The organism is Solibacillus sp. GQ1 (assembly GCF_059758555.1).
This window is the reverse complement of the sequence record NZ_JCAXEX010000004.1, coordinates 121,739-134,258: the sequence shown is the minus strand read 5'-3', so window position 1 is coordinate 134,258 and position 12,520 is coordinate 121,739. Positions and strand designations below refer to the sequence as shown.

At 37.4% G+C, this 12,520-nt stretch carries 11 protein-coding genes; 4 read left to right on the top strand and 7 right to left on the bottom strand.

The window, feature by feature from the left end; translation table 11 throughout:
• From AC6CH1_RS16030 to AC6CH1_RS16015, 4 genes are all read right to left on the bottom strand, one after another.
• Positions 1 to 1,047, bottom strand: coding sequence for an ABC transporter ATP-binding protein (locus AC6CH1_RS16030; protein ID WP_251690770.1), 1,047 nt, complete (start codon positions 1,045 to 1,047; stop codon positions 1 to 3).
• A gap of 14 nt (positions 1,048 to 1,061) precedes the next feature.
• Positions 1,062 to 1,994 (bottom strand): ABC transporter permease, encoded by a 933-nt coding sequence (locus AC6CH1_RS16025; protein ID WP_285848940.1) that lies wholly within the window; start codon positions 1,992 to 1,994, stop codon positions 1,062 to 1,064.
• Positions 1,994 to 2,923 (bottom strand): ABC transporter permease, encoded by a 930-nt coding sequence (locus AC6CH1_RS16020; protein WP_008405519.1) that lies wholly within the window; start codon positions 2,921 to 2,923, stop codon positions 1,994 to 1,996. The genes AC6CH1_RS16025 and AC6CH1_RS16020 overlap by 1 nt, the downstream gene beginning before the upstream one ends.
• Positions 2,924 to 3,071: 148 nt before the next feature.
• Positions 3,072 to 4,691 (bottom strand): peptide ABC transporter substrate-binding protein, encoded by a 1,620-nt coding sequence (locus AC6CH1_RS16015; protein ID WP_498318466.1) that lies wholly within the window; start codon positions 4,689 to 4,691, stop codon positions 3,072 to 3,074.
• Positions 4,692 to 5,045: 354 nt separating this feature from the next.
• Here AC6CH1_RS16015 and AC6CH1_RS16010 point away from each other — a divergent pair, with 354 nt between their 5' ends.
• Both AC6CH1_RS16010 and AC6CH1_RS16005 read left to right on the top strand, forming a co-directional pair.
• Positions 5,046 to 5,603 carry a thioredoxin family protein gene (locus AC6CH1_RS16010; RefSeq protein ID WP_427713077.1) on the top strand — a complete coding sequence of 186 codons (558 nt, stop codon included), beginning with the start codon at positions 5,046 to 5,048 and terminating at the stop codon, positions 5,601 to 5,603.
• Between the two features lie 175 nt (positions 5,604 to 5,778).
• On the top strand, positions 5,779 to 6,705 hold the full coding sequence (locus AC6CH1_RS16005) for a diacylglycerol kinase (protein WP_251690767.1): 927 nt from the start codon (positions 5,779 to 5,781) through the stop codon (positions 6,703 to 6,705).
• A gap of 309 nt (positions 6,706 to 7,014) precedes the next feature.
• On the opposite strand, the gene AC6CH1_RS16000 is transcribed toward AC6CH1_RS16005, so the two are convergent.
• Entirely contained in the window at positions 7,015 to 8,700 is a 1,686-nt protein-coding gene (locus AC6CH1_RS16000) for a methyl-accepting chemotaxis protein (RefSeq protein ID WP_498318464.1), read from the bottom strand.
• A 189-nt stretch (positions 8,701 to 8,889) separates the two neighbouring features.
• Between AC6CH1_RS16000 and rlmD the strand changes: the two genes are divergently transcribed.
• A complete protein-coding gene (gene rlmD / locus AC6CH1_RS15995) occupies positions 8,890 to 10,257 on the top strand; it encodes a 23S rRNA (uracil(1939)-C(5))-methyltransferase RlmD (protein WP_498318462.1) in 1,368 nt (455 codons plus the stop codon).
• A gap of 234 nt (positions 10,258 to 10,491) precedes the next feature.
• Here the strand turns inward: rlmD and AC6CH1_RS15990 are convergent, their stop codons facing one another.
• On the bottom strand, positions 10,492 to 10,944 hold the full coding sequence (locus AC6CH1_RS15990) for a hypothetical protein (protein ID WP_498318460.1): 453 nt from the start codon (positions 10,942 to 10,944) through the stop codon (positions 10,492 to 10,494).
• 415 nt (positions 10,945 to 11,359) lie between these two features.
• Positions 11,360 to 12,046: a type 1 glutamine amidotransferase domain-containing protein gene (locus AC6CH1_RS15985; RefSeq protein WP_498318458.1), complete on the bottom strand. Its 687-nt coding sequence runs from the start codon at positions 12,044 to 12,046 to the stop codon at positions 11,360 to 11,362.
• A gap of 74 nt (positions 12,047 to 12,120) precedes the next feature.
• Between AC6CH1_RS15985 and AC6CH1_RS15980 the strand changes: the two genes are divergently transcribed.
• Positions 12,121 to 12,480, top strand: a complete 360-nt coding sequence (locus AC6CH1_RS15980; protein WP_251690763.1) for a MerR family transcriptional regulator — start codon at positions 12,121 to 12,123, stop codon at positions 12,478 to 12,480.
• The last annotated feature ends 40 nt before the right edge of the window (positions 12,481 to 12,520 follow it).

Genomic DNA, 12,520 nt, shown 5'->3' with positions numbered 1-12,520 from the left:
TTACATGCCCTCCTGTTGATAGCCTTTAATACGGCGTGCTACCGCATCAGGAACAGGCATTTTTGGTGCATCAGGATGCAGTAGCCAAGTTTTTGCGTAGTGTGTATCCGATACTTTAAACATTGGCGGTTCCATTTCAAAATCGATTTTCATTGCAAACTCATTACGAGGGGCAAATGCATCGCCTTTAGGTGGATCGATCAAGTTTGGCGGTGAACCCGGAATCGCCATTAACAACTCATCAGTAGAGTTGTTTAAGTCCGGCATAGAGCCAAGAAGTCCCCAAGTATACGGGTGCTGCGGATTGTAGAAAATATCTTCCACAGTACCATACTCAACGATTTGACCTGCATACATTACCGCAACACGGTCCGCAACATTTGCTACAACACCTAAATCATGTGTAATGAAAATAATTGACGTATTTGATTTCTTTTGAAGTTCTTTCATCAGCTCTAAAATTTGGGCCTGAATTGTTACATCAAGCGCAGTTGTTGGCTCGTCGGCAATTAAAAGCTTCGGATCGGCTGCAAGTGCGATGGCGATGACAACACGTTGACGCATTCCGCCTGATAGTTCATGAGGGTAAGACTTATAACGTTTTTCAGGGAAAGGGATACCTACTTGATCAAGTAACTCAACCGCACGTTTTTTTGCTTCATCCTTATTTTTAACTTTATTATGCTTTAAAAGCACTTCGGTAATTTGCGACCCGATACGCATTGTTGGGTTTAATGCAGTCATGGGGTCTTGGAAAATCATTGAAATATCATTTCCGCGAACTTGCATCATTTCTTTTTCCGATAAAGGGATAATATTGCGACCATTGAAGTTGATTTCACCACCGGCATAAATACCAGGTGGTTGTGGAATTAACTTCATCAATGCATTACTCGTTACTGATTTTCCTGAACCGGATTCACCAACGATTGCTAATGTTTCGCCTTCGTATAATTCAAAGCTTACTCCGCGTACGGCTTGTACGACACCAGCGTACGTTTTGAAATTAATACGTAAGTCGTTTACTTCTAATACTTTTTTCTTCATTGCGTACACTCTCCTTATTTACGTAATTTCGGATCAAGTGCGTCACGTAAGCCGTCTCCAACTGCGTTAAATGCGAAAATTGTAATCGAGATTAAAGCTGCAGGGAACAATAATCGCCATGGTGCAGATTGAAGTGCTTTGAAACCTTCAGAGGCCATTGTACCCCAGCTGGCTAAAGGAGCCTGAACTCCTAAACCTAAGTAGCTTAAGAAACTCTCTGTGAAAATTGCACTTGGAATAGTCATTGTCATTGTTACTAAAATAGCACCCATTGCATTTGGGATTAAGTGACGTTTAATGATGTGCCATTGATTTGCGCCTAATGTACGAGCAGCAAGTACGTACTCCTGATTTTTAATTTTCAGTACTTCACTTCGTACAATTCGTGCCATGTTTACCCAACCTGTAATGGAAAGGGCGATAATCATAGGAATTAAACCAGGTTCCATGATTACCAATAATATAATTACTACTAATAAATAAGGGATTGCAGTCAATACATCTGCGATACGCATCATAATATTATCGACACGACCACCTGCCAAACCTGCAATACTTCCCCACAAAACACCGATAATTAAGTCAATTACAGCGGCAGTAATACCGATGAATAATGAAATTCGGGCACCTTCCCATGCACGGACGAAAATATCACGCGCAAGGTCATCCGTACCGAACCAATGTGTTGCAGAAGGAGCCGTATTGTATAATCCAACATTCTGTTCATATGTATAAGAAGAGAACATCGGCGCAAAAATTGCAAATCCTGCAATTATAATAAGAAGGATTAACCCGATTACAGCTAACTTGTTATGAGAGAAGCGATAAAATACTTCTTTCCAATAAGATACTTGCTTTTTAGAAAGGGCATCTGTATTTTCTGAACGACCGACAACATCGAACATGTCAGCTGATACTTTTGGTATTTGCTGTTCGTTTTGAGCCATTATTTTTTCGCTCCTTTCAATTTAATACGTGGATCGATGACACTGTATAAAATGTCTACGATTAATACAGCCAGTAATAAAATTAATGAATAGAACACAGTCGTACCCATAATTACCGTATAGTCACGGTTTGTAATACTTGTTACGAAATGGCGGCCAAGTCCTGGCACCGCAAAAATCTGTTCAATAACGAACGAACCTGTAATAACACCGGCAAATAGTGGGCCTAAATACGTTACAACCGGCAATAATGCATTACGTAAAGAGTGCTTGAACACGATTGTCCATTTTCCTAGACCTTTTGCACGAGCAAGCTTTACATACTCACTATTGTTTTGCTCCAACATACTAGAACGAGTAAGTTTGGCGATAAATCCGGCATGGGTAACAGCGATTGCCAACGAAGGTAAAATCGTATAGGCGAATCCTTTCCAGCCACTTACCGGGAACCAGCCAGCTTCAAATGCCAAGTAATACTGTAATAGTCCGGCTAAAATGAATGAGGGAACTGAAATCCCTAAAATTGCAAAGATTGTCGCGGCATAATCTCCGAAGCGATTATGATACAGTGCAGAAACAACACCGAGTAAAACACCAAGACCAATAGCTAAAACCATCGCCTGAAGACCTAAAGCAAGGGATACAGGGAAGCTTTCTGCGATAATGTCATTTGTGGAACGGCCTTTGTATTTCATTGACTCCCCAAAATCAAAGGTCATCGTGTCTACTAAATAGTCTTTATATTGGATATACCAAGGATTATCCAACCCGTATTTCGCGTTTAACTGTTCTTCGATAGCAGGTGGCAATTCACGTTCGCTTGTAAACGGGCTACCGGGAGCAAGCTGCATTAAGAAGAACGTTGCTGTAATAATTAAGTACATTGCAAGTACGATATAGAGTAATCGTTTAATAATAAAGTTAAGCAATGTCCGTACCTCCTTTTTATACTATTTTGAAAATTCGATAAAACTGTGAAAGGGAGTGCCCGAAATATAATTTCGAGGCACTCCCTATTTACGATGATTTTTTGAGATTATATCGACCATCGTAGGGGTAAATACTAACTAGTTAAAATTACTTCACTTTAACGTATTTAAGGTTAATGTTACCTAAAGCATCTGGAGCCATATTTTCTACTTCATCAGATACAACGTTTAAGTTAGTGTTGTAGTAAATTGGTGCTACTGGCATTTCTTCCATAATTACTGCTTCAGCAGCCAATAATTTTTCCGTACGTTTTGCCGGATCTGTTTCAGAAATTGACTCATTTAATAATGCAGTGTACTCTTCGTTCGACCAGCCAGTTTGGTTATTGCCGTTTTCAGCAGAGTTATACATTTCTAGGAATGTATACGCATCGTTGTAGTCAGCGCCCCAACCAAGTCGACCAATTTGGTAATCGCCATTACCGATTTTATCTAAGTATACTTGCCACTCAGAGTTATCAAGTTTAACAGTAATACCTAAATTCGATGACCATCCTTGTTGAATGAATTGTGCGATTGCAGAGTGAGCTTCAGAAGTGTTGTATGAAACTTTTACTTCTAAATCTTTAGCGCTAGCTAAGCCTAATTCTTTCAGACCAGCCTCTAAATATTTCTTCGCTTCTTCGAAATCAGCATCTTTGAAGTATCCTTCATCATCGCCGAAGCCTTCTACAGAGTTTGGCACGATACCTAATGCAGGTTCTTGTTCACCTTTTACTACATTACTGATTAAGCCTTCACGGTCGATTGCCAATGCTAATGCTTTACGAATGTTTTCGTTTTGCATTACTGGATCTTCTGTATTGAACTTGTACCAGTAAATAGATGACATATCAGAAACGTTTAATTTATCTTCTGATTTTAAGCGGTCGATTGCATCAAGAGAGATTGTCCCGTAAGGAGCTCCTAGGAAATCAACTTCGCCAGCGTCAAACATTGTCATTTGAGTTGTTTCAGACTCAACCATTGCAATGTTTACTGTATCGATATCTACATTTTTAGTATCCCAGTAAGTATCGCTTTTCTCTAAAACGATATCGCCTGAATGGTTCCAAGTAGTTAAGTTGAATGCACCGTTCGATACATATGTATCTGCTTCTGTGTACCATTTTGGATCCGCTTCAGCTGTTGCTTTATGAATTGGATAGAACGTTTTGAATGCTGTTAATTCCAAGAAATATGGAGTTGGAGCGTTTAACGTTACTTCTAATGTTTTTTCATCGATTACGTTAATTGCAACATCTTCAGCAGTACCTTTACCGTTGTTGTATGCCTCTGCTCCTTTAATAGGATAAAGGATTGTAGAATATTCAGACGCATTTTCCGGGTTTAATGCCCATTTCCAAGCGTATGCAAAATCTTCAGCAGTTACTTTTTCACCATTTGACCATTTTGCGTCACGTAAAGTGAAAGTGTAAGTTAAAAGATCATCAGATAGTTTATAATCTTCAGCAGCAGCAAGAACTGGCTCGCCATCAACCATTGTTGTTAACCCTTCGAATGTGCTTTCTAAAATTGCACCAGAAGTTGTATCTGAAGCCAATTGTGGATGTAATGAAGGCGGCTCCGAAGTGATTAGTAAATCTAATTCTTTTTCACCATCTCCAGATGATGTAGATTTTGTTTCTTCTCCACCACCACAAGCTGCAAGTAATGCAGATAATGAAAGTGCTGTAGCAGTCAATGCGACCTTTTTATTGCGTTTCATAAATAACCCCTCCTAGAAAATCATGTAAATTAAATTTTCTGATAATTTTTTGATGCGTTATTTTAATATATCAGAATATTTATAAGAAATATATACTATATTAAAAATTTTTTATAGATACTAATAAGTAAGATGATTGAGAATATTTTTAATTATTTTATAATAATGTAACGTTATTTGAGCAAAAGAATTAGTCGCTTTAATATTCTCGAAAATAACAAAAATCTGCTATCTTATGCAATTTGTTTTGAAAATTTTGAATTGTATTATTGTGTAACAATTTTGACACATAAAACTTTCTTTTTTTCTTTAAAACGTGCAAAATAGAAGAGAGAAATGAAAGGTGGTATATATATGAAAACAGAACAACAATATTTTGAAGAGAGCAAATCAATGAAGGAATATATGGATGCAATGTCTCAACTGAAAGAACAAAGCTTTGCGATTTATGAGAGCTTTGAACTTCCGGAAGATACAGCTTTTATTGAAAAGCTGAAAAATGCTAATGTCCATATTTTAGCGATTACGGAAGACTGGTGCGGTGATGCGATGATTAACAATCCAATCATCCGTAAAGTAGCAGAAGCGGCAGGTGTGGAAATTCGTACGGCCTTACGTGATGCGGATACAGATTTGATCGACCGTTATTTAACAAATGGCGGACGAGCTATTCCAATGTATTTAATTTTAAATGAAGCCGGGGAAGTAATTACTACATGGGGACCACGTGCACCACAATTACAGCAGCTTGTAACTGATTTACGTTCGACTTTACCGGATAAAGAAGATCCGTCATTTGAAGAAGCACAAAAAGCGGTATACGAAAATATGCGCGGACAATATGTAAATGATTCAAAGCTGTGGATTTACGTATATGAAGATTTTAAAAATAAAGTAAGTGCAGCTATTTAATTTTACTTAACCTGTTATTTTTACGAGTTCTTACTATATAATATAGTAGGAACTTTTTTCTATTTAATGCGTATTATTGAAGAGAATATCCTGGGTACTATTGTTGCTTTTCTAAAACAGACAGCAGTATACTTTGGACAGGATGAAAAATATAATTAATCAGGATGAGATCAATATGAAAAGAGCGAGAATTATATATAACCCAACTTCGGGTCGTGAAGTATTTAAGAGACATCTTCCGGAAGTATTGGAGAAACTCGAAATAGCCGGATATGAAACTTCATGCCATGCAACGACTGGTGAAGGTGATGCAACAAAAGCTGCAATTGAAGCTGTAAGACGAGAATTTGATGTTGTAATTGCAGTAGGTGGAGACGGTACGTTAAATGAAGTAGTGGCAGGTGTTAGTCAATGCGAAAAACGGCCAAAGCTTGGTTTAATTCCAATGGGGACGACAAATGACTTTGCAAGGGCTGTTCGTATTCCCCGAAATGTTGAAGAAGCACTAAACATCATTCTTGCAGGGGATACAATACCTGTCGATGTCGGTATTTTGAATGACGACCGCTACTTCATTAACATTGCTGCAGGCGGGCGAATTACCGAGCTGACATACGAAGTACCGAGCAGAATGAAAACGGTACTTGGACAAATGGCGTATTATTTGAAGGCAATTGAAATGATTCCTTCTATTAAAGCAACTCATATGAAAATCCAGATGGATGATGAAGAGTTTGATGGAAAAGCGATGATGTTTTTATGTGGCTTAACAAATTCAGTAGGCGGTTTCGAAAAAATAGCACCCGATGCATCGATTAATGACGGACTGTTTACAGTTATGATCTTAAAGGAATGCAATATTGCTGATTTCATACGTATTGCTTCACTCGCATTACGTGGTGAGCATTTATCCGACGAGCGTCTCATTTACCGAAAAGCTAGCCGTGTTGTCGTATCATCTGATCAGGAAGTGCATTTAAATCTGGACGGGGAATATGGCGGGGATGCACCAGCTGTTTTCCAAAATTTAAAACGGCATATTGAAGTATTCGTGCCAATCGATAAAATTCGTGAAATTGAAACAGATGAAGAAGTAATTTAACTAAAACTTGCAAGGGTAGTGGAATGCCCTTGTGAGTTTTTTAGTTTGGGCTGAGATGTTCAAATAAACCCAAAGAATGCTCTTATATCCTTTTAACATCTTCTAATAAAGTACACCATTGTTCTAAAATCCGTACCTTTTCATAAGAAAGAGCACTCTAACCCCCTGTAGAAAGCATCTTATCTAATATCTCCCTCAACTTTTCTAATAAACGAAAAGTTGTTCTAATAAACAATGAGAAACTTCTAAAAAACCTCCACTTCAACAAGTGAAAACCGTTAAAGTGAAGGTAATTTAAATCAATTTATTCTACAAAGTAAACTTCTCCATACTTTGTTGGAGCTGTTCGGCCTGATTAGCTAGTCGCTTAGACAGCTCTTCCATTTCAACGACAATTTCAGTTTGAAGTTGAGTTGCATTGGCTACTTGCTCTACGTCCGTCATCGTTTTTTCTGTACCTTGCGAAATTTCGATGACGGAAGCGGCGACTTCTTCAGAGCTTGCTGAAATTTGCTGTGATGTAGCAGAGATATGTTCTACACGCTCCGTTATATTGTAAATATTATCGGTAATCGTATGAAACGACTGACCGGCACGATCGATAATAACAACACCATCATTTGCACGTTTGAGACTGCTTTCCACCGCTTCGCCAACATTTTGGGAATTGTGCTGAATCGTTTCAGTTAAATGTACAATTTCATTTGCCGACTTTTTGGATTGCTCCGCGAGTTTACGGACTTCATCTGCAACAACAGCAAAGCCTTTCCCATGTTCACCAGCCCTGGCAGCTTCAATGGCAGCATTTAAGGCAAGCAGATTTGTCTGATCCGCGATATCAGTAATAGCTTTTGTTATTGTACTGATTTGTCCCGACTGTTCGATTAAGACACTGGATAGGTTGGAAATCGATTGAGTCGATGCATGTACTGTTTCCATTTGCTGCATTGCTTCATCAATAATCTTTACCCCATCATTGGCAAACTGTGTCAATGTCACCGCACTACTATGCAGGTCCTGTGTTGCCCGTGCAATCGAGTTAATTCCCTGTGCAGTTTCATCTACAGCAAGCGCACTTTCATTTGCTCCAATTGTCATCGTTGCGGCTGTCTGTGCAGTATGCTCGATCAATTCTTTAATATGGGCTGTTTCCGAAGAAATCGTCCCGCTGTTTTTCATAAGTGCATCCGCCGAAGAGCTAAGCTGATTTGCATTTTGCTGAATGCTTATTAATAAGTCCTCAAAATTACGCTGCAATGAAATGAACGCATTCGACAGCATACCGAATTCATCTTTTGTGTGAACCGGTTTATGTAAAACTTTAATATTTCCATCTGCAATTTGTTCCAGATCATTTGTAATGGATTGGAGACGCTGTGTAATGCCATATTTCGTATACACCATATAAAAGCCGATGACAATAAGCGTAATAATAATGAAAATAATCGACAAAATCGTAGAAAGTGAGATCATGTCTTTCGTATTTTTTACCACTTTATCAAGCTCTTTGTTTTCGATTTGTTCCACTTTCTCCGCAAGTTCGCTCGTGAATACGCTCGTATATGTATAATCGCCGTTCACCATTGAAAGAGCGGATGAAATATCACGTGCCTGTACAGATGAAATGACCTTATCAATTTGCCCAGCGATTATTTCCGACTGATCCTTTAAGTTAGTAATAACCGGTGTCGCTTCTGCTAAAATATTCTCATCTTGTACCTCTTCAATTAATTGAACGAGGCTTGTTGTATGGCTGTTTAGTAAATCCAAGTTATTTTGAGAAGGGTCTACTGCATAGGCACGTGCATAAATCCCTTGGGATAATATGTGCTGCTGAATATCATTAATACGAGTAACCTGTGCCATCTGTACATCAACGGCTTTGGAAACTTCATCACCAATACGGAAAAACTGAACGGTTGCAAATCCGATTGAAAGCAGAAGAATCATCCCGATTAAAATAAAGCCTATATTAAGTTTTTTGCGAACTGACATGTTTTTTCTTCTCCTTGAAATTAATAGAATTATTAGAGCTATAAGGTAAATTATATAGGTAATACTTACTGAATACTAGAACAAAAGTAATAATTGGGATTAGTCAGAATGTTAGTAGAAAGTATAATAAGTGCAAAATATATGGAGCGTGGTACAATAAAGTGATTGAAATGAGAGGAAGAAATGAACATGTCTGCACCAATTAAAAAAAATGATCGTCAAACAGTTTATATAGAAGATTTAACACATGATGGCAATGGCGTCGCGAAAATTGATGGCTATCCATTATTTATACAAGGGGCACTTCCTGGAGAAACTGCCGAAATTCATGTTATGAAAACATTAAAAAATTATGGCTTTGCAAAAGTTATAAATATACTGGAAAAGTCACCTGATCGTGTAGAAGCGCCATGTGTCTATTTCTCGCAATGTGGGGGATGCCAATTACAGCATCTTTCGTATGAGGGACAATTAAAATGGAAACAAAATATGGTCGCAAATGTGATGAAGCGTCTTGGTAAAATCGATGCGCCTGTCCTTCCGGTAAAAGGGATGGAAGAGCCTTGGCATTACCGCAACAAATCACAAATACCTTTCGCGCAAAACGAAGCAGGACAAATGGTGGCAGGCTTCTATAAAACGAAGTCACACTCAATCGTTGATATGGAACGTTGCTTAATTCAAACAGGGGAAGCCGATGTTGTTATGGCAGAATTGAAACGTGAATTAGAAATTTTAGGTGTGCGTCCATATGATGAAAAATCCCATCAAGGTATGCTGCGTCACGTGGTCGTTCGTAAAGGACGTGCAACAGGAGAAGTGATGGTCGTACTTGTTACAAAGTCTAAAAAGTTCCCGCAGACGAGCGCTGCAATCGGAAAAATCCGGGCACTTATTCCAAATGTCACTTCAATTGTGCAAAATGTAAACGGCGAGAAAACAAATGTAATTTTCGGCAACGATACATTCACACTTTGGGGCAAGGATACAATTGAAGATACAATCGGCAATGTCCGCTTTGAAATTTCGGCACGTTCGTTTTATCAAGTCAACCCGGTTCAAACAGAAGTGCTTTATAAGCAGGCACTCGATTATGCGCAGCTGACAGGCAATGAACGCGTAATCGACGCATACTGCGGTATCGGATCCATCTCACTGTTTTTAGCCCAAAAGGCTGGTCATGTAATGGGTGTTGAAATTGTCGAGCAGGCAATCGAGGACGCAAAACGCAATGCTGCATTAAATGGCTTTACAAACACATATTTCGAAGCAGGCCCGGCTGAGGAAGTCATTCCCCGCTGGTACAAAGAAGGTAAAGAGGCAGATGTATTAGTAGTCGACCCACCGCGTAAAGGCTGTGATGAAGCATTACTGAATACAATCATCGAGCAAAAGCCAAAGCGTGTCGTATATGTATCGTGCAACCCTGCAACCCTTGCGCGCGACCTCCGCATTTTAGAAGATGGCGGATATAAAACAAAAGAAGTGCAGCCAGTTGATATGTTCCCGCACACGACGCACTGTGAAGCGGTGGCTTGGCTTGAACTAGCTGATTAGAGATAATTTAGGAACGGTTTTTACGCCGATGCTTAGGTATAGACAATTGAATATTTGTTGAAACATAAAAGCAGACGGTTTAGAAGTGCGATAATGTACTTCTAAACCGTCTGCTTTTATAAAATAATAAATTCTATTCTATTTGAGAGGTCATTCTCCTATTAATAGCTCGAGACTCAAAAAAGTTTTTTGGCTTATAATTTTTACTATGTATAAGAATTGTTACCAATCTTGTTATTGTTTATCTGATGAATGATTTAGAAATGAAGCAAACATTCCTAAAATTATGAAGCTAATAAAAATCCAAAGCAAAGTAATTTTCAATAGTGACCAAAATGAAATTAAAACTTTAATTAATACACTAGATAAAATTAAAATCATTATTACCATTATAATTTTTATAGTAAGAGTATCTTTATTTAAAAATATACCTTTTGATAAATTCCATAACATAAATAAAAGAATAGTTATACCAAGACATAAGAGTAGGAATGGGAGTAATAAATTTAAATTAAATTCAATGTTGTCCTCAGAATTAAACATTAAATCTAAAAGTGGCATCCCTGTTTTTAATTCCGTAATAAGTGGTTCAGCAAGTTGGTTAGAAATGAATAAAAATGTAAAAATCAAAACAATTCCTAAGGCGTAAAATAGGATATCGAATTTCTTAAGAATATTTTCTTCCAAATAAAACCTCCTTTTTCTTCAAAGTATGAGTAAAGGATAAAAAAAATCACTCTAGAACCTTAAGGAATTTAATTATATTTTACCTAGAGGAGCACGAGAGATATTCCATCTAGATGACTTATAGATTTTAGAAAAAATGCCAGTTTGGCGTATAATATTAGAGTAGAAATAAAACACATGAATAAAGCAAATGAAAAATGCCAAATACTCATACAATTATAGTAAAGAAAATGTAACTCTATTACATCCATTTTATAAATTTGTTCACGTTCAGTACTCATGGCACTGTGAAGCGGTGGCTTGGTTGGAGTTAGTATAGGAGTACAATAAAAAAGCTGTGTCAAAAATCCACATTGTATGGGGATTTTAGCACAGCTTTTTTGAGGTTAAAAACAATTTTTTGAGTTAATTTGTATTAAAGTGATTTTAATAACTTAATTACATCTTTGGCAACTGCGCCACCTGATGCAGGATTTTGTCCTGTAACAATACGATTATCAGTTACAGTGAATACTGACCAATCAGCATCTTTTACGTAATTAGCACCTTTACGAACAAGTTCATCTTCAGTTAAAAATGGAACGACTTTATCTAGTCCAACAGCAATTTCTTCTGTGTTAGTAAAACCAGTCACTTTAGTATTTTTAATTAAATATTCACCATCACCATTTTTAATATTTAATAATCCAACAACTCCATGACAAACAGCAGAAACAACACCACCGTTAGCGTGAATAGTGCTTGCAATGTTTTGCAGGTTTTCGTCTTCTGGGAAATCCCACATAACTCCATGACCACCTGCATAATAGATAGCATCATAATCATTTGGGTTAATAGAGTCAGCCGGCAAAGTAGTGCTTAGTTTATTTAAGAAATCAGCATTTGCGTAATATTGCCAATCTAATTCAGTCATTTGATCAGCTTGTAAACTGTGTGGGTCAAGTGGTGTATGGCCACCTTTAGGGCTCACATAATCAATTTCATATCCTGCTTTTTCCATTTCAGCTGCAAAGTGAACAGCTTCTCCTAACCATAATCCTGTTGCACGATCTAAATTGGGATACTTAGAGGTATTCGTTACTACTAATAATATCTTTTTCATTATACAATCTCCTTTAAGTTTGATACTATCAAGCTTATAGGTTAAACCATACTTTAAGTCAAGGAGGACACCTCGTGTATACAATTCAACAAGCGAGCCTCTTAATTGAAATACCTGCAAGTTCAATTCGATACTATGAAAAAATAGATTTAATTCCACCAATAAAAAGAAATGAACAAAAGCATCGAATATTTGATGAACAAGATATTGAACTTTTAAAATTAATTAAATGTTTTCGAAGTCTAGGCATGTCAATTGAGGATATAAGAGAAAATATATCAACGCTGAATTTAGAGCAGGAAGAGATTAATACACAAGCTATATTAATTCAGCACAAGGAAAAACTAGAAGAGCAAATTGGCATTTTAAATTCTTTTATTAGTGAAATTGATCAGAAAATAATTCCTGCATTATCAGATACAGATTTAAAATAACGTTAAAAGATTAAGCTGAGTGATTCTACTACATCATTCG

Coding starts and splice junctions, on each gene's coding strand:
- AC6CH1_RS16030 (WP_251690770.1), bottom strand. CDS start 1,047: ATGAAGAAAAAAGTATTAGAAGTAAACGACTTACGTATTAATTTCAAA.
- AC6CH1_RS16025 (WP_285848940.1), bottom strand. CDS start 1,994: ATGGCTCAAAACGAACAGCAAATACCAAAAGTATCAGCTGACATGTTC.
- AC6CH1_RS16015 (WP_498318466.1), bottom strand. CDS start 4,691: ATGAAACGCAATAAAAAGGTCGCATTGACTGCTACAGCACTTTCATTA.
- AC6CH1_RS16010 (WP_427713077.1), top strand. CDS start 5,046: ATGAAAACAGAACAACAATATTTTGAAGAGAGCAAATCAATGAAGGAA.
- AC6CH1_RS16005 (WP_251690767.1), top strand. CDS start 5,779: ATGAAAAGAGCGAGAATTATATATAACCCAACTTCGGGTCGTGAAGTA.
- AC6CH1_RS16000 (WP_498318464.1), bottom strand. CDS start 8,700: ATGTCAGTTCGCAAAAAACTTAATATAGGCTTTATTTTAATCGGGATG.
- rlmD (WP_498318462.1), top strand. CDS start 8,890: ATGTCTGCACCAATTAAAAAAAATGATCGTCAAACAGTTTATATAGAA.
- AC6CH1_RS15985 (WP_498318458.1), bottom strand. CDS start 12,046: ATGAAAAAGATATTATTAGTAGTAACGAATACCTCTAAGTATCCCAAT.